Here is a 16,031-nt window from a genome sequence, read left to right as displayed (position 1 = left end):
GATCACATTGACGCCAAGGGCAATGGAGTACCTGCGGGAGCGGGCTTGCCAGCGAAGACTTCAACGCGGTCTAGTGCGCCTCGCCCGCCTTCAACCCCTGCGGCAGCTTCTTCGTCAACAGCACCGCCACCATGCTGATTGCCAGTCCGATGCCGACAAAATGGAAGGCATCGTTGTACGCCATGATCATCGCCTGCTGATGGGTGATCTCGCTCAGCCTGGCCAGCGCTGCCCCTTCGCTGCCCAGCTTCTCGGTCAGCAAGGTCAATCGCTCGGCCACTGCGGCGTTGGTCGGTACCACCGCCTCGCGCAGGTAGTCGAAATACACCTTGGTGCGCGCATCCAGCAGCGTGGCCAGCAGCGCAATGCCGATGGCCCCGCCCAGGTTGCGCAGGATGTTGAACAGGCTCGACGCCGAGCCTGCGTCCTGCGGCTGGATATAGGCCGTGGCAATCAGCGAGATGGTCACCATGATCATCGGCTGCCCCAGCGCACGGATGATCTGGATATGGTTGAACTGGGTGCCGGCAAAGTCCGGGTTCAATACCCCCGAGCTGAAACTCGCCAGCCCGAACAGCCCGAAGCCGATGGTGCAGAGGATCTTCGGCGAAATCACCTTCATCAGTTGCGGGACCAGCGGGATCAGGAACAGCTGCGGCACCCCCATCCACATGATCACTTCGCCGATCTGCAGGGCGTTGTAGTTCTGGATCTGCGCCAGGTACAGCGGCAGCAGGTAGATCGAACCGTACAACCCCACGCCCATGCCCAGGCTGGCAATGCTCGACAACCCGAAATTGCGGTTCTGCAGGATGCGCAGGTTGATCAGCGGGTTGGGTTTCGAGAACTGCACGATCACGAAGGTAATGAGGCTGACCAGGGCAATGCTGCCCAGGGTGACGATCAGCCCCGACTCGAGCCAGTCCTTGCGATGCCCCTCCTCAAGAAACACCTGCAGGCAGCCAAGCCCGACGCCCAGCGTCAGGATGCCGGTGTAATCGGTGCTTTTGAGCAGCTCCCAGTGTGCTTCCTTCTTCTCCAGGCCGTACAGCAAGCCGCCGATCATGATCAGGCCGGGCGGGATATTGATGTAGAAGATGTATTCCCAGCCCCAGTTCTCGGTCAGCCAGCCGCCCAGGGTAGGGCCGATGGACGGGGCGAAGGTGGCGGTCATGGCGAACATCGCCATGCCCTTGGCGCGGTGATGCTCGGGCAGCTTGATCAGGGTCAGGGTGAAGGCCAGCGGGATCAGCGCGCCGCCGGTAAAACCCTGCAGGGCGCGGAACACGATCATGCTTTCCAGGTTCCAGGCCATCGAGCACAGCAGCGACGACACCAGAAAACCCGCCGACACCCACACTGCCAGGCGCCGCGCCGACAGCAGCTGCACCAGCCAGGCGGTCAGCGGGATCATGATGATCTCGGCCACCAGGTAGGAGGTGGAGATCCACGAGCCTTCTTCCAGGGTCGCCGACAGGGCGCCCTGGATGTCCTTGAGGGACGAGTTGGTGATCTGGATGTCGAGCACTGCCATGAACGCGCCGAGCATCACGCTCATCACCGCGATCCAGTCGCGCCGGCTGGGTTCGCCGGCGGGACGGATCAGTTGATCACCGGCCATCGGTACGGATATCGACGGTGGCGGTCACCGACATGCCCGGGCGGATCTTGCCGTGCAGCGGGTTGTCGGCGGCAAAGGTCAGCTTGACCGGAATGCGCTGCACGACCTTGGTGAAGTTGCCGGTGGCGTTGTCGGGTGGCAGCAGGCTGAACTGCGCGCCGGAAGCGGCGAACAGGCTGTCGACGCGGCCTTCGATCGGCGTGTCGGGGTAGCTGTCGAACACCAGCTCGGCACGCTGGCCGGGCTGCATCTTGCCGATCTGGGTTTCCTTGAAGTTGGCCTGCACCCAGATGTCCTGATCGGGCACGATCGACAGCAGGTAGGCGCCGGCCTGCACGTACTGGCCGTTGCGTGCCGCGCGCTGGCCGATCATGCCGCTGATCGGCGCGCGAATTTCACTGCGGCTCAGGTTCAGCTCGGCCTGGGCCAGGTCGGTGCGGGCGGTGGCGATCTGCGCATCCAGGCGCTTGAGTTCGGCAGCCAGTGCGTTGACCTGCTGGCGTTGACCCTGCAGGTCGGCCTGGGCCTTGCTCACCTGGGAACGTGCCACGTTGCTTTCGGCCGACAGGGTGGTCACCCGTTCTTCCGAGACAAAGCCTGGCTTGCGCAGCGCCTGGGCGCGGTTGAGGTCCAGCTGGGTACGCCCAAGCGTGGCCTGGTTGGCCGACACCTGTGCCTGGCCGGCGGCGATCAGGCTCGCCTGCTGCGTCAGGCGGCTGTCGGCTTGCAGGCGCTCGGCCTCGCGGGTGGCCAGGGTGGCGCGGGCGCGCTCCACGGCAAACTGGAAGTCGTTGCCTTCCAGGCGCACCAGCAGGTCGCCCTTGGCCACATGCTGGTTGTCCTCGACCAGCACCTGCTCGATGCGCGCGCCCAACTGGCTGGAAACCCGGGTGATCTCGCCCTGCACATAGGCATTGTCGGTACTCTCGTAGAAGCGCCCCTTGAAGTACCAGTGGGCCAGAAAGCCCAGGCCGATGAGCAGAACCAGGGTCAGGAAAATCAGCAGGCGACGCTTGAGTTGGGCAGGCATGGGTACGATCGTTCCAAAAATGTAAGCAAATTTAACAAGGTTTGCCTTGGCAAACACAAGCGCCGATCGTGCCCATTGCTGGAGCCGGGTGGCCCCGTGCTGTTAACATCCAGCCTTTGTTTCACCTCTTGTTCGAGACTCTCATGACCACCGTTCGCACGCGTATCGCGCCTTCGCCGACTGGCGATCCCCATGTCGGCACTGCCTACATCGCCCTGTTCAACTACTGCTTCGCCAAGCAGCACGGTGGCGAATTCATCCTGCGTATCGAAGATACCGATCAGCTGCGCTCCACCCGCGAGTCCGAGCAGCAGATCTTCGATGCCCTGCGCTGGCTGGGTATCGAATGGAGCGAAGGCCCGGATGTCGGCGGCCCGCACGGCCCGTACCGCCAGAGCGAACGTGGCGAGATCTACAAGCAGTACGCCCAGCAACTGGTCGATCTGGGCCATGCCTTCCCGTGCTTCTGCACTGCCGAAGAACTGGACCAGATGCGTGCCGAGCAGATGGCCCGCGGCGAAACCCCGCGCTATGACGGGCGCGCCTTGCTGCTCTCGCCTGAAGAAGTGCAGCGTCGCCTGGCCGCCGGCGAGCCCCATGTGATCCGCATGAAAGTGCCGACCGAAGGCGTGTGCGTGGTACCGGACATGCTGCGCGGCGACGTCGAGATTCCGTGGGACCGCATGGACATGCAGGTACTGATGAAGACCGATGGCCTGCCGACCTACTTCCTGGCCAACGTGGTCGATGACCACCTGATGGGCATCACCCACGTATTGCGTGGCGAAGAGTGGCTGCCTTCGGCGCCCAAGCTGATCAAGCTGTACGAGTACTTCGGTTGGGAGCAGCCAACCCTGTGCTACATGCCGCTGCTGCGCAACCCCGACAAGAGCAAGCTGTCCAAGCGCAAGAACCCGACCTCGGTGACCTTCTACGAGCGCATGGGCTTCATGCCCGAAGCCATGCTCAACTACCTGGGCCGCATGGGTTGGTCGATGCCGGACGAGCGCGAGAAGTTCTCGCTGGCCGAAATGGTCGAGCACTTCGACCTGTCGCGTGTGTCGCTGGGCGGCCCGATCTTCGACATCGAGAAGCTGTCGTGGCTCAACGGCCAGTGGCTGCGTGAGCTGCCTGTCGCAGAGTTTGCCGCGCGCGTGCAGAAATGGGCGTTCAACAGCGACTACATGATGAAGATCGCGCCGCACGTACAGGGCAGGGTAGAGACCTTCAGCCAGATTGCGCCGCTGGGTGGGTTCTTCTTCGAAGGTGCGCTCAAGCTCGACGCCAAGCTGTTCGAGCACAAGAAACTGTCGGCCGACCAGGTACGCCAGGTGATCCAGCTGATCCTGTGGAAGCTCGAGGGGCTGCGCCAGTGGGAGAAGGATCGCATCACCGGCTGCATCCAGGCGGTGGTCGAGGCGCTGGAGCTCAAGCTGCGTGACGCGATGCCGCTGATGTTCGCCGCGATTTCCGGCCAGGCCAGCTCGGTGTCGGTGCTCGATGCCATGGAGATCCTCGGGCCGGATCTGACCCGCTACCGCCTGCGCCAGGCGCTGGACCTGCTGGGTGGTGTGTCGAAGAAAGAAAACAAGGAATGGGAAAAGCTGTTGGGCACCATTGCCTGAGCATTTTTCCCGTAGGAGCCGGCCTTGCCGGCGAACAAAGCGCTGCGGTACCCGGTATTGCGCAGCGCCTGTTTCGCCGGCAAGGCCGGCTCCTGCAAGGGCGAGACCCCCGAGTTTGCGGGGGCTCTCCTGACCCAGGCCGGTAAGTGTTTGTTATCTCGGAAATTTCTTTTGGATTTTGTTGAAAATTTATTTGACAGGTCTTCAATCCGATCTTAATATGCGCCCCGTCCACAGCGATGAACGAAACGAAGCGCGAAGCACCCAGCCAAGCGATTCAGTTCAGAGCGACATTGTGGGGCTATAGCTCAGCTGGGAGAGCGCCTGCATGGCATGCAGGAGGTCAGCGGTTCGATCCCGCTTAGCTCCACCAAATTCCCTATCCGGAGTTGGTCATACAACTCAGGGTTCAACCGGGTTCCAGCAGCCGGGTTGTGTGGTAAGAAGGTTCGTCCCCTTCGTCTAGTGGCCTAGGACACCGCCCTTTCACGGCGGTAACAGGGGTTCGAGTCCCCTAGGGGACGCCAGTTTTACACAAGTGATGTTGCAAGACATCGCTGGGCCGCGAGGCTAGAAATCTGGGGCTATAGCTCAGCTGGGAGAGCGCCTGCATGGCATGCAGGAGGTCAGCGGTTCGATCCCGCTTAGCTCCACCAATTTTGCCAGGGTTCGTGAAAACGAGCCTGCACGAAGGTTACAAGTCCCCTTCGTCTAGTGGCCTAGGACACCGCCCTTTCACGGCGGTAACAGGGGTTCGAGTCCCCTAGGGGACGCCATTTTACCCGCTCTGCGGGATTTCAAGGCTCATTCGATTATTGAATGAGCCTTTTGTTTTTTCCCTCGAAAAAATCTCTTTCGCCCTTGGGCCGCAGGAGAAAGTGCTTGCCAATAAATATTATGAGCATAATATTATCTCCATAATATTTGGAGGCCTGCCATGCACGACAAAAAAGCCCAGACCCGCCAGCGCATTTTGGATGCGGCGCGCAGTGCGCTGATCCTTAACGGCCCGGCCGACCCCAGTGTGCAGCAGGTGATGGGCGCTGCGGGGCTCACCGTGGGTGGGTTCTATGCGCATTTCGAGAACAAGGATGCGCTGATGCTCGAAGCCTTTTGCCAGTTGCTTGGCGAGCGCCGGGCCTTGCTGGCACAGGTCGACGCGTCGCTGGACGGGGAGGCGCGTCGTGCCCTGGTGGCGGCCTTCTACCTGTCGCGCAAACACCGCGATGCCGTCGACAGCGGCTGCCCGCTGCCCAGCTCTCTGGGCGAGATCAATCAGTTGCCGGCGACCTTTCGCGCGGTGCTGACCGAGCATATCGAGTTGATGATGGCCAACCTGGCCGACACCCCCGAAGACGCCGACAAGGTGCTGGCCGACCTGGCCCTGATGGTCGGCGGCCTGGCCCTGGCGCGTGCGCTGGGTACCAGCGAATTGTCCGACCGTGTGTTGCGTGCCGCCAAGTCCGCGGTGATCTGATCTGGAGCGACGTGATGAACAGCCTGAGCTGGATTCGTGGTATCAACGCCACTGTTGGACGCCTGGCACCCAATCGGGTGGCCGGGCAGATGCGCCAGGCCTTCATGAGCCCGCGCACCTTGCCGCCACGCGACTGGGAACTGCCGCTGCTGGCGCGTGCCGAGCGCATTACCCTGCGCTTTGGCCTGAGTGCGCTGCGCTGGGGGCAAGGCCCCACGGTGCTGCTGATGCACGGCTGGGAGGGGCGCCCCACCCAGTTCGCCCATCTGATCGAGGCCCTGGTGGCCGCCGGCTATTGTGCGGTGGCGCTCGAAGGGCCGGCCCACGGCCGCTCGCGTGGAAACAAGGCCAACGTGGTGTCGTTCGCCCACGCCTTGCTCGAGGCGGCCGGTGAGCTGGGCCCATTGCACGGGGTGATCGGCCATTCCATGGGCGGTGCCAGTACGCTGCTGGCCCTGCAGTGGGGGCTGCGTACCGAGGTGGCGGTGAGCATCGCCGCGCCGGCGCGCCTGCTCGAGGTGCTGCGCGGCATGGCGCGGCACCTGGGGTTGCCGGCGCGGGCGCGGGCAGCCTTCATTCGCCAGGTGGAGCGAGAGGTCGGGGTGCCGATCTCGCGCCTGGACGTGGCCGTCTACCAGCTGGAACTGCCCGGTTTCATCGTGCATGCCGAGGACGACCCGCTGGTCGCCGTCAGCGAGGCGCGGCTGATTCATCAGGCGTGGTTCGACAGCCAGCTGCTGCTGTTGCCCCAGGGCGGGCATATGCGTGTGCTGTCCGACCCGCAACTGGTCGACGGCGTACTTGCGCTGCTGCAACGCAGTGCCCGGCCAGTGCGCCAATCGGCCTGAGCATCCGTTACACTCTGCCCGTTCACTACAGATCGGGAGCGGGCATGAGCTGGGATCGGGCAACGCCATTTACCATCGACCTGCAGGTCGGTGCCGAGGATATCGACGGCCTGGGGCACGCCAACAACGCGGTGTACGTCACCTGGCTCGAGCGCTGCGCCTGGCGTCATTCCCAGCGCCTGGGGCTGGACCTGGCCGAGTACCGGCGCCTGGACCGCGCCATGGCCGTGGTGCGTCACGAGATCGATTACCTGGCCAGCGCCTATGAGGACGACATCCTGCAGTTGGCCACCTGGATCGTCGACTGGGACCAGCGCCTGAAGATGACCCGTCACTTCCAGCTGGTGCGACCAAGCGATGGCACCACCTTGCTGCGGGCGCAGACCACCTTCGTGTGCATCGAGCTGTCCACCGGCAAGCCCAGGCGCATGCCGGCAGAATTCATCGAGGGCTACGGCGCCGCGATGGCCGGAGCCCGATAAGCCACGGTTTTTGCTAGACTGCCGGCCTTTTTCGCGCGAGACCCACGCCATGCAAATTGCCCTGGCCCCCATGGAGGGGCTGGTCGACAACATCCTTCGCGACGTACTGACCCAGGTGGGCGGCATCGACTGGTGTGTCACCGAGTTCATTCGCGTGTGCGACCGGTTGCTGCCGGCGCATGTGTACGAGAAGCTGGCCCCGGAGCTTGGCCGCGGTGCGCAAACCGCCGCCGGCGTGCCTTTGCGTGTGCAGTTGCTGGGCTCCGACCCGGCATGCCTGGCCGATAACGCGGTGCTGGCCTGCGAGCTGGGCGCCCCCGTCATCGACCTCAATTTCGGTTGCCCGGCCAAGACCGTGAACAAGTCCCGCGGCGGCGCGGTGCTGCTCAAGGAACCCGAGCTGCTGCATGCCATCCTGCGCGAAGTGCGCCGGGCGGTGCCTGCGCATATCCCGGTCACCGCCAAGATGCGCCTGGGCTTCGACAGCCCGGACGGTGCGCTGGACTGCGCCCGCGCCCTGGCCGAAGGCGGCGCCGACCAGTTGGTGGTGCACGCACGCACCAAGGTCGACGGCTACAAGCCGCCGGCGCACTGGGAGTACGTGGCGCGGGTGCAGGAGGTGGTGAGGGTGCCGGTGTTCGCCAACGGCGAGGTGTGGACGCTGGAAGACTGGCGCCGCTGTCGCGAGGTCAGCGGCGTGGAGGACATCATGCTCGGTCGCGGCCTGGTGTCGCGCCCGGACCTGGCCCGGCAGATTGCCGCCGAGCGCCAGGGCATCGAGTTCGTGCCGCTGGACTGGCAGGCACTGCAACCGCTGCTGCAGGACTTCTGGGTGCAGGCCCGGGAACAGATGACCGAGCGTCAGGCACCGGGGCGACTGAAGCAGTGGGTGGCGATGCTGACCCGTACCTACCCCGAAGCCACGGCACTGTTTACCGAACTGCGTCGCGAGACCGACTGTGATCGCGTGGCGCGGCTGCTGGGTATTCCGGTCAGCGAGGCGGCCTGAAAAAATTTTTGTGGTCGATGCTTGAAATGTTAGGGCGGGTCCTTATCTAGGGAGTACGCGATGCCGAAGTCGGGTCGCGCAATCACCAACTCGCTGATATTTCAGGAGATGTACCATGACTACCGCATTTTCTCTGGCTCCACTGTTCCGTCAATCCGTTGGCTTCGATCGTTTCAACGACCTGTTCGAATCCGCGGCACGTAGCGAGTCGGGTAGCACCTACCCACCCTACAATGTTGAAAAACATGGCGAAGACCACTACCGAATCGTCGTTGCTGCAGCTGGCTTCCAGGAAGAGGACCTCGACCTGCAAGTGGAAAAAGGCGTTCTGACCGTCAGTGGCGGCAAGCGTGACAGCAGTGGTGAAAGCGTCACCTACCTGCACCAGGGCATCGCCCAGCGGGCCTTCAAGTTGTCCTTCCGCCTGGCTGACCACATCGAAGTGAAGTCGGCGGGCCTGGCCAACGGTCTGCTCAGTGTCGATCTGCTGCGTGTTGTGCCTGAAGAAGCCAAGGCCAAGCGCATCCCGATCAACGGCGAGAAACCTGCGCTGAACTGAGTGTGGGCTGAGTGAAAGAGGGCACCTTCGGGTGCCCTTTTTTGTGCCCGGTTCGCGCGGCTCTTCACTGCAGGGGCCAGCCTTGCTGGCAACTGCCGTGCTGCGGTGTGTCAGTAGTCCGCCGGTGCCTGCAGCAGCATCGCCCTGAACTCGTTCAGCGGCAATGGCCGGCTGTGCAGGTACCCCTGGTACAGATGGCACCCCAGCCGCTCCAGAAACTCCAGTTGCTCCGACAGCTCCACCCCTTCGGCAATCACTGCCAGGTCCAGGCTTCTGGCCATGGCCACGATGGCCTTGACGATCTCTGCATCATTGGGGTCCAGCGGTGCATCGCGCACGAACGATTGGTCGATCTTCAGCGCATCCACCGGCAAGCGCTTGAGGTAGGTGAGCGACGAGTAGCCGGTGCCGAAGTCATCCATCGCAAAGCTCACCCCGAACGCCTTCAGCTCGCGCATCTTGCTGATGGTGTCCTCCAGGTTCTGGATCACGATGCCCTCGGTGATCTCCAGCTTGAGCATCTGGTAGGGCAGGCGGTAGTCGTCCAGGCTGCGCCGCACCCGCTCGACGAAATCGTTCTGGCGGAACTGGCGCGGGCTGATGTTCACGCACAGGCTGAAATCCATCGGATCGATCAGCCCGTCCTGCAGCATGCGCGAGCAGGCATCGCAGGCTTCGTCGAGTATCCAGCTGCCCACCTCCAGGATCAGCCCGCTTTCCTCCAGCACCTGGATGAACTGGCTGGGCGGCTGCTGGCCCAACAGCGGATGGTGCCAGCGCAGCAGCACCTCGGCCCCGACGATGCGGTTGTCACGGGCATCCACCTGGGGCTGGAAGTGCAGAGCCAGTTCGCCCCTGGCCAGAGCCATGCGCAGGTCGCTCTCCATGCGCAGGCGTTCACTGGCGGCCTTCTGCATGGTGGTGTGGAACAGTTGCGTGGTGTTGCGACCCGAATCCTTGGCGCGGTACAGCGCAATGTCGGCGCGCTTGAGCAGGTCGGCCGGCGTGGTGCCGTGGTCGGGGATCAGCGCCACGCCGATGCTGGGGGTTACCTGCAGGCGCTGGCCGTCCAGCGACATCGGCTCGGCCAGCAGCTCGCGCAAGGTGTCGGCCAGTTGGCGAACCTTGTCGGTGACCTCTTCGCGGCTGCCTTCCAGGCCGCTCAGCAGCACCACGAACTCGTCACCCCCCAGGCGCGCCACGGTGTCCTCCAGGCGGACGCTGGCTTCAAGCCGGGCTGTGATGATCTTGAGCACCGTATCGCCCACCGGGTGGCCCAGCGAGTCGTTGATGTGCTTGAAGTGGTCGAGGTCGAGGAACAGCAGGGCGCCGCGCAGGTTCTGGCGTTTGAGCAGGGCGATCTGCTGGCTCAGGCGATCCATCAGCAGGGCGCGGTTGGGCAGGTTGGTCAGCGGGTCGTGGTAGGCCAGGTGACGGATCTGCGCCTGGGCATTCTTGAGCTGGCTGACGTCGCGGGCAGTCAGTAGCAGGCAGTCTGTCTCGTTGAGGGTGATCGGCTCCATCGACACCTCCACGGTGAGGATTTCGCCGCGTTTGTTGCGCCCCAGCATTTCGCGGTGGTGCACCCGCCCGCGCTCACGCATTTCACCGAACAGCAGGGTCTGCTGCTTGTCGTCGGCCCACAACCCGATCTGAGCCATGCTCTGGCCGATCACCTCGTCGGCGCTGTAGCCGGTGAGCCGGCAGAAGCCGTCGTTCACCTCCAGGTAGCAGCCACTGTCGCGCTCGGTGATGGTGATGGCGTCGGGGCTGGAGTGGAAGGCCTTGGCGAACTTCTCCTCACTGGCCTTGAGTGCGGCTTCGCCGCGTTGCTGCTGGGTGATGTCGCGCAGGGTGGTGACGCTGCAGGGCTGGTTGTCGACCTTGATCAGGCGGCTGGAAATCACACAGGTCAGGGGCTGGCCATCCTTGTGATTGACCACCACCGCGACATTGTTCAACGCCTGGTCGCGAATCACCTGCTCGATACGTCGTGCGCGGGCGGCCGATTCGGCCCACAGCCCCAGTTGTTCGGCGGTACGACCCAGTACCTGGTCGGCGCACCAGCCGAAGGTCTGGGTGAACGCCTGGTTGATCTCGATGAACTGGCCGGTGTCCTGGCGGGTGACGCAGATGGGGTCGGGGCTGACCTGGAACAGGCTGGCGAACTTTTCCTCCGAGCTGGTCAGGCGCTGTTCGCGTTCAACCTGTTCGGTGATGTCCAGCAGGGTGCCGGCCATGCGCAGCGGGTTGCCCTGGTCGTCACGGTACAGCCGTGCGCGGCTCTCCAGGTAGCGTGAGGCGCCGTTTTCCAGCTGGATGCGGTAGGTGATCTGGTAGTTGCCCGCCGGGCCTTCGCGCAGGCTGCGATAGGCCTGGCGCATGCCGCTGCGCTCAAGCTCGGGCACGCCTTCGAAAAACGCCTCGAACGACTCGTGGAACGGCACCGGCGCCAGGCCGTGCAGTTGTGCCGCGCGGGCCGAGCCGTACAGCATGCCGCTGGGGATGTGCCAGTCCCAGGTACCCAGCTGGGCAGAGTCCAGTGCCAGATCCAGGCGCTCCTGGCTGTCCTTGAGGGCTTGTTCGGCACGCTTGCGCTCGCTGGTGTCGACGAAGGTACTGAGCAGGTAGGTGACACCTTCGAGTTCGATGGCCTGGGTGCTGAGGATGCCATCGTGGACCTGCCCGCTGCTGGCGCGAAACTGCACTTCCAGGGTCACCGGGCCGTTGTTGCCGCTGGTGGCCTCCAGCACCTGGTCACGCTGCCTGGGGTTGGCCCACAGGCCCAGTTCCAGCGTGGTACGCCCGATCACCTGGGCGCCGGGCCAGCCAAGAATGTTCTCGAAGTGCTGGTTGACCTCATGGATCAGCCCGTCGGCGCGCCGGGTCAGCAGCACCACGTTCGGGCTCAGGTGAAAAAGCGTGGCAAAGCGCTTTTCGGAGTTGATCAGTGCGGTTTCGCGTTCGCGCTGGCGGGTGATCTCGCGCACCACCCCGATCATCTGCAGGCGCCCGTCGCGGTTGGTGGCCAGGCTGCCGTTCACTTCCAGCCAGTGCAGGCTGCCGTCCGGCCAGCGGATGCGATGGCGCAGGGCCTGGTCCACCGGCTCGCCGTTGAGCACTGCATGAAAGGCCTGGCGCATGCGCGCGCGGTCCTCTTCCGGCAGCAGGTCGAGGTAGTCGATGTCGTGGGTCAGCGGTTGATGCGGATCGAAGCCAAACAGTGCCTGGGTGCCTCGTGACCAGTTGATGCGCCCGCTGCCCACATCCCACACCCAGGCGCCAAGGTGCGCACCATTGAGCGCCGCGAGCAACTGCGGCGCACTCTCCCAGGCCTGTTCCAGCTCCTGGGGGTCTGCTGCGTGGATACGGGGAAGGCGCGCAAAACGATTGGCTGACTTGGGCATCGGTACCAGACCTTTGGCGGGTGATACGTCCTTGGTGGCGGGCCGCCCGGGGCAGGGGCGGGCTACGCCGGGCTTGCGTGACTGTCGAGCAGGGCCATGAAGGCTCTGGCCGCATTCGATAACGTTCGTTCCGTGTGCAGAATGTAGCCTAGCTGGCGCGACAGCTGTATGCCCGGCAAGTCGATGGATGCAACCTGCTCATCGAGCATTGTGCGCGGCAGCACACTCCAGGCCAGCCCGATCGACACCATCATCTTGATGGTTTCCAGGTAGTTGGTGCTCATGGCGATGTTGGGGACCAGGCCCTGGGCCTCGAACAGACGCTGCACAATATGGTGTGTGAAAGTGTTGCCGCCGGGGAACACGGCCGGGTGGTGGGCAATGTCCGCCAGGCCCACCGCGCCCTTGCAGGCCAGCGGGTGCTCGGGGGCGACCACGAAATCCAGCGGGTCGTCCCATACCGGCACCGCGCGCACCAGGCTGTGGGGCTCGGGGGCGAGGGTGATCACGGCGATTTCGGCGCGCCCGTGCAGAATTTCCTCGTAGGCCACTTCCGAGTCCAGAAACTGGATGTCCAGAGCCACAGCCGGGTACTGACGGGTAAACGCCCGCAACAGCGGCGGCAGGCGGTGCAGACCGATGTGATGGCTGGTGGCCAGGGTCAGTCGACCGCTGACCTCGCCGGTGAGGTTGGTCAGGGCCCGCCGGGTGTCGTCCAGCACGTTGAGAATCTGGTAGGCACGTGGCAGCAGGGCACGGCCAGCTTCGGTCAGGCTCACCTCGCGGCCAAGGCGGTCGAACAGGCGCACATCCAGCTGCTGCTCCAGCCCGGCAATGCGCTTGCTGATGGCCGGCTGGGTCAGGTGCAGGCGCTCGCCGGCACCGGAAAAGCTCCCGGTTTCAGCGATGGCGATGAAAGCACTAAGGTTGGCCAGGTCCACGGAATGAGTTCCTCGGGTTTGAATTCCTGAAAGTTATCCAAAGCATAAAAAATATGAATTTGAGTTATTCAATCTAACCCCATAGCATCGTCCGTACAAGCCAAGGGGTTATTGGCATAGAAAGACTGATGAGGAAAGTCTGATGGCTGGCAAAACGCTCTACGACAAGCTCTGGGATTCGCACTTGGTCAAGCAGCGCGACGACGGTTCGGCGCTGATCTATATCGACCGTCACATCATTCATGAAGTGACGTCGCCGCAGGCCTTCGAGGGGCTGCGCCTGGCCAACCGCAAACCCTGGCGCATCGATGCCAACATCGCCACCCCCGACCACAACGTGCCCACCACGCCAGAGCGCAAGGGCGGCATCGAGGCCATCGCCGACCAGGTGTCGCGCCTGCAGGTGCAGACCCTCGACGAAAACTGTGACGAATACGGCATCACCGAATTCAAGATGAACGATGTGCGCCAGGGCATCGTCCACGTCATCGGCCCGGAGCAGGGTGCCACCTTGCCCGGCATGACCGTGGTCTGCGGCGACTCGCACACCTCCACCCACGGCGCGTTCGGCGCCCTGGCCCACGGCATCGGCACCTCCGAGGTCGAGCACGTGCTCGCTACCCAGTGCCTGGTGGCCAAGAAGATGAAGAACATGCTGGTGCGCGTCGAAGGGCAATTGCCGTTCGGCGTCACTGCCAAGGACATCGTGCTGGCCGTGATCGGCAAGATCGGGACCGCCGGCGGCAACGGGCATGCCATCGAGTTTGCCGGCAGCGCCATTCGCGAGTTGTCGGTCGAAGGCCGCATGACCATCTGCAACATGTCCATCGAGGCCGGTGCGCGGGTGGGCCTGGTGGCCACCGACGAGAAGACCGTTGCCTACGTCAAGGGTCGTCCGTATGCGCCCAAGGGCGAGCAGTGGGACCTGGCCGTCGAAGCCTGGAAAGACCTGGTGTCCGACAGCGACGCGGTGTTCGACACCGTGGTCGAGCTGGACGCGGCGCAGATCAAACCGCAGGTCAGCTGGGGCACCTCGCCCGAGATGGTGCTGGCGGTCGACCAGCGCGTGCCGGACCCGGCGGCCGAGGCCGACCTGGTCAAGCGCGGTTCCATCGAACGCGCCCTCAAGTACATGGGCCTGAACGCCAACCAGGCGATCACCGACATTCAGCTCGACCGCGTGTTCATCGGTTCGTGCACCAACTCGCGCATTGAAGACCTGCGCGCCGCGGCCGTGATCGCCAAGGGCCGCAAGGTGGCCTCGACCATCAAGCAGGCCATCGTGGTGCCGGGCTCGGGCCTGGTCAAGGCGCAGGCCGAGCAGGAAGGCCTGGACAAGATCTTCCTCGAGGCCGGTTTCGAATGGCGTGAGCCGGGCTGCTCGATGTGCCTGGCGATGAACCCGGACCGCCTCGAAAGTGGCGAGCATTGCGCCTCCACCTCCAACCGCAACTTCGAGGGGCGCCAGGGCGCCGGTGGGCGTACCCATCTGGTGAGCCCGGCAATGGCGGCGGCTGCCGCAGTAACCGGTCGTTTTGTCGATGTACGCGAGTTGATCCAAGGGAGCGCAGCATGAAAGCCTTTACCCAGCACACCGGCCTGGTCGCCCCGTTGGACCGTGCCAACGTCGACACCGACCAGATCATCCCCAAGCAGTTCTTGAAGTCGATCAAGCGCACCGGGTTCGGCCCGAACCTGTTCGATGAATGGCGTTACCTGGACGTGGGTCAGCCCTACCAGGACAACAGCAAGCGCCCGCTGAACCAGGATTTCGTGCTCAACCATGCGCGTTATCAGGGGGCCAGCGTGTTGCTGGCGCGGGAGAACTTCGGTTGCGGTTCGAGCCGCGAGCATGCGCCTTGGGCGCTGGAAGAGTACGGCTTTCGCAGCATCATTGCGCCCAGCTACGCCGACATCTTCTTCAACAACAGCTTCAAGAACGGCTTGCTGCCGATCATCCTCGGCGACGAGGAAGTCGACGAGCTGTTCAAGCAGGTTGAGGCGGACCCGGGCTACCAGCTGACCATCGACCTGCAGGCGCAGACCGTGACGCGGCCGGACGGCAAGGTGCTTCACTTCGAGATCGACGCGTTCCGCAAGCATTGCCTGCTCAACGGCCTGGATGACATCGGCCTGACCTTGCAGGATGGCGATGCGATTGCAGCGTTTGAAGCCAGGCACCGTGCTAGCCAGCCCTGGTTGTTTCGTGACGCCTGAATGATGCAGTGATGTGCCGGCCAAGCCGCCCCAGGAGATCCATGATGACCCGCAGCACCGCCCACACCGAAGTCGTCCAGCGCCAGTTCGGCGAACAAGCCTCTGCCTACCTGAGCAGCGCCGTGCATGCCCAGGGTAGCGAATTCGCCCTGCTGCAGGCCGAGCTTGCCGGGCACGCCGACGCCCGCCTGCTGGACCTGGGCTGCGGTGCCGGTCACGTGAGCTTCCATGTCGCCCCGCTGGTGGCCGAGGTGGTCGCCTATGACCTGTCGCAGCAGATGCTCGACGTGGTCGGCGCCGCCGCCATCGAGCGCGGCTTGAACAACATCGTCACCGAGCGTGGCGCCGCCGAGCGCCTGCCGTTCGCCGACGCCTCGTTCGATTTCGTCTTCAGCCGCTACTCGGCGCACCACTGGAGCGACCTGGGCCTGGCCCTGCGCGAGGTGCGCCGGGTGCTCAAGCCCGGCGGCGTGGCCGCGTTCGTCGACGTCATGTCGCCGGGCAGCCCGCTGCTCGACACCTACCTGCAAAGCGTCGAAGTACTGCGCGACACCAGCCACGTGCGCGATTATTCTGCCGGCGAGTGGCTGCAACAGGTCAGCGAAGCCGGCCTGTGCACCCGCAGCCACACGCGCCAGCGCCTGCGCCTGGAATACACCTCGTGGGTGGAGCGCATGCGCACCCCCGAGCCGATGAGTGCGGCGATTCGCCAGTTGCAGCAGGCGATGGGCGACGAAGTTCGCCAGCATTACCAGATAGAAGCCGATGGCTCCTTCAGCACCGACGTGATCGTGCTCTGGGCCCAACGCTGAGTT

General features: G+C 64.0%; 13 protein-coding genes and 4 tRNA genes. 13 read left to right on the top strand and 4 right to left on the bottom strand.

Annotation, left to right across the window (positions count from 1 at the left end):
• Positions 1-70 precede the first annotated feature (70 nt).
• A complete protein-coding gene (locus KH389_RS19230) occupies positions 71-1,621 on the bottom strand; it encodes an MDR family MFS transporter (RefSeq protein WP_054915803.1) in 1,551 nt (516 codons plus the stop codon).
• A complete protein-coding gene (locus tag KH389_RS19225) occupies positions 1,611-2,651 on the bottom strand; it encodes an HlyD family secretion protein (protein WP_043862863.1) in 1,041 nt (346 codons plus the stop codon). The genes KH389_RS19230 and KH389_RS19225 overlap by 11 nt, the downstream gene beginning before the upstream one ends.
• Positions 2,652-2,794: 143 nt before the next feature.
• Here KH389_RS19225 and gltX point away from each other — a divergent pair, with 143 nt between their 5' ends.
• The 10 genes from gltX (at position 2,795) to KH389_RS19175 (ending at position 8,651) form a co-directional block, all read left to right on the top strand.
• Positions 2,795-4,276, top strand: a complete 1,482-nt coding sequence (gene gltX / locus KH389_RS19220) for a glutamate--tRNA ligase (RefSeq protein ID WP_043862862.1) — start codon at positions 2,795-2,797, stop codon at positions 4,274-4,276.
• Positions 4,277-4,573: 297 nt separating this feature from the next.
• Positions 4,574-4,649 (top strand) — tRNA-Ala (locus KH389_RS19215).
• A gap of 78 nt (positions 4,650-4,727) precedes the next feature.
• Positions 4,728-4,803: transfer RNA gene (locus KH389_RS19210), tRNA-Glu, on the top strand.
• 53 nt (positions 4,804-4,856) lie between these two features.
• Positions 4,857-4,932 (top strand) — tRNA-Ala (locus KH389_RS19205).
• Between the two features lie 44 nt (positions 4,933-4,976).
• A tRNA-Glu gene (locus KH389_RS19200) sits at positions 4,977-5,052 on the top strand.
• Between the two features lie 161 nt (positions 5,053-5,213).
• The gene (locus tag KH389_RS19195) at positions 5,214-5,753 is read left to right on the top strand and encodes a TetR/AcrR family transcriptional regulator (RefSeq protein WP_078479730.1); all 540 of its coding nucleotides are present in this window, start codon (positions 5,214-5,216) and stop codon (positions 5,751-5,753) included.
• 14 nt (positions 5,754-5,767) lie between these two features.
• Positions 5,768-6,601, top strand: coding sequence for an alpha/beta fold hydrolase (locus KH389_RS19190; RefSeq protein ID WP_043862860.1), 834 nt, complete (start codon positions 5,768-5,770; stop codon positions 6,599-6,601).
• A gap of 44 nt (positions 6,602-6,645) precedes the next feature.
• Complete coding sequence (locus KH389_RS19185) at positions 6,646-7,083, top strand: acyl-CoA thioesterase (protein WP_043862859.1); 438 nt, start codon at positions 6,646-6,648, stop codon at positions 7,081-7,083.
• A gap of 49 nt (positions 7,084-7,132) precedes the next feature.
• A complete protein-coding gene (locus tag KH389_RS19180) occupies positions 7,133-8,092 on the top strand; it encodes a tRNA dihydrouridine synthase (protein WP_213606049.1) in 960 nt (319 codons plus the stop codon).
• Between the two features lie 115 nt (positions 8,093-8,207).
• Positions 8,208-8,651 (top strand): Hsp20 family protein, encoded by a 444-nt coding sequence (locus tag KH389_RS19175; RefSeq protein WP_043862857.1) that lies wholly within the window; start codon positions 8,208-8,210, stop codon positions 8,649-8,651.
• A gap of 110 nt (positions 8,652-8,761) precedes the next feature.
• On the opposite strand, the gene KH389_RS19170 is transcribed toward KH389_RS19175, so the two are convergent.
• Together KH389_RS19170 and KH389_RS19165 are read right to left on the bottom strand one after the other, a co-directional pair.
• On the bottom strand, positions 8,762-12,058 hold the full coding sequence (locus KH389_RS19170; protein WP_043862856.1) for a PAS domain S-box protein: 3,297 nt from the start codon (positions 12,056-12,058) through the stop codon (positions 8,762-8,764).
• Positions 12,059-12,120: 62 nt separating this feature from the next.
• A complete protein-coding gene (locus tag KH389_RS19165) occupies positions 12,121-12,999 on the bottom strand; it encodes a LysR family transcriptional regulator (RefSeq protein WP_043862855.1) in 879 nt (292 codons plus the stop codon).
• Between the two features lie 142 nt (positions 13,000-13,141).
• On the opposite strand from KH389_RS19165, the gene leuC reads away from it, so the two are divergent.
• From leuC to KH389_RS19150, 3 genes are read left to right on the top strand one after another with little or no spacing between them, the layout of a single operon-like run.
• The gene (gene leuC, locus KH389_RS19160) at positions 13,142-14,575 is read left to right on the top strand and encodes a 3-isopropylmalate dehydratase large subunit (RefSeq protein WP_043862854.1); all 1,434 of its coding nucleotides are present in this window, start codon (positions 13,142-13,144) and stop codon (positions 14,573-14,575) included.
• Entirely contained in the window at positions 14,572-15,216 is a 645-nt protein-coding gene (leuD, locus tag KH389_RS19155; RefSeq protein WP_043862853.1) for a 3-isopropylmalate dehydratase small subunit, read from the top strand. Before leuC ends, leuD begins: the two co-directional genes overlap by 4 nt.
• A 44-nt stretch (positions 15,217-15,260) precedes the next feature.
• On the top strand, positions 15,261-16,028 hold the full coding sequence (locus KH389_RS19150) for a class I SAM-dependent methyltransferase (RefSeq protein WP_213606047.1): 768 nt from the start codon (positions 15,261-15,263) through the stop codon (positions 16,026-16,028).
• Positions 16,029-16,031: the final 3 nt, after the last annotated feature.

Source organism: Pseudomonas qingdaonensis, from assembly GCF_018398475.1.
GTDB lineage: Bacteria > Pseudomonadota > Gammaproteobacteria > Pseudomonadales > Pseudomonadaceae > Aquipseudomonas > Aquipseudomonas palmensis.
This window is presented reverse-complemented; position numbering and strand designations above follow the sequence as displayed.

Excerpts from the sequence above, each read along its gene's own strand:
- KH389_RS19230 (WP_054915803.1), bottom strand. The coding sequence starts at position 1,621 with ATGGCCGGTGATCAACTGATCCGTCCCGCCGGCGAACCCAGCCGGCGC.
- KH389_RS19225 (WP_043862863.1), bottom strand. The coding sequence starts at position 2,651 with ATGCCTGCCCAACTCAAGCGTCGCCTGCTGATTTTCCTGACCCTGGTT.
- gltX (WP_043862862.1), top strand. The coding sequence starts at position 2,795 with ATGACCACCGTTCGCACGCGTATCGCGCCTTCGCCGACTGGCGATCCC.
- KH389_RS19195 (WP_078479730.1), top strand. The coding sequence starts at position 5,214 with ATGCACGACAAAAAAGCCCAGACCCGCCAGCGCATTTTGGATGCGGCG.
- KH389_RS19190 (WP_043862860.1), top strand. The coding sequence starts at position 5,768 with ATGAACAGCCTGAGCTGGATTCGTGGTATCAACGCCACTGTTGGACGC.
- KH389_RS19185 (WP_043862859.1), top strand. The coding sequence starts at position 6,646 with ATGAGCTGGGATCGGGCAACGCCATTTACCATCGACCTGCAGGTCGGT.
- KH389_RS19180 (WP_213606049.1), top strand. The coding sequence starts at position 7,133 with ATGCAAATTGCCCTGGCCCCCATGGAGGGGCTGGTCGACAACATCCTT.
- KH389_RS19175 (WP_043862857.1), top strand. The coding sequence starts at position 8,208 with ATGACTACCGCATTTTCTCTGGCTCCACTGTTCCGTCAATCCGTTGGC.
- KH389_RS19170 (WP_043862856.1), bottom strand. The coding sequence starts at position 12,058 with ATGCCCAAGTCAGCCAATCGTTTTGCGCGCCTTCCCCGTATCCACGCA.
- leuC (WP_043862854.1), top strand. The coding sequence starts at position 13,142 with ATGGCTGGCAAAACGCTCTACGACAAGCTCTGGGATTCGCACTTGGTC.
- leuD (WP_043862853.1), top strand. The coding sequence starts at position 14,572 with ATGAAAGCCTTTACCCAGCACACCGGCCTGGTCGCCCCGTTGGACCGT.
- KH389_RS19150 (WP_213606047.1), top strand. The coding sequence starts at position 15,261 with ATGACCCGCAGCACCGCCCACACCGAAGTCGTCCAGCGCCAGTTCGGC.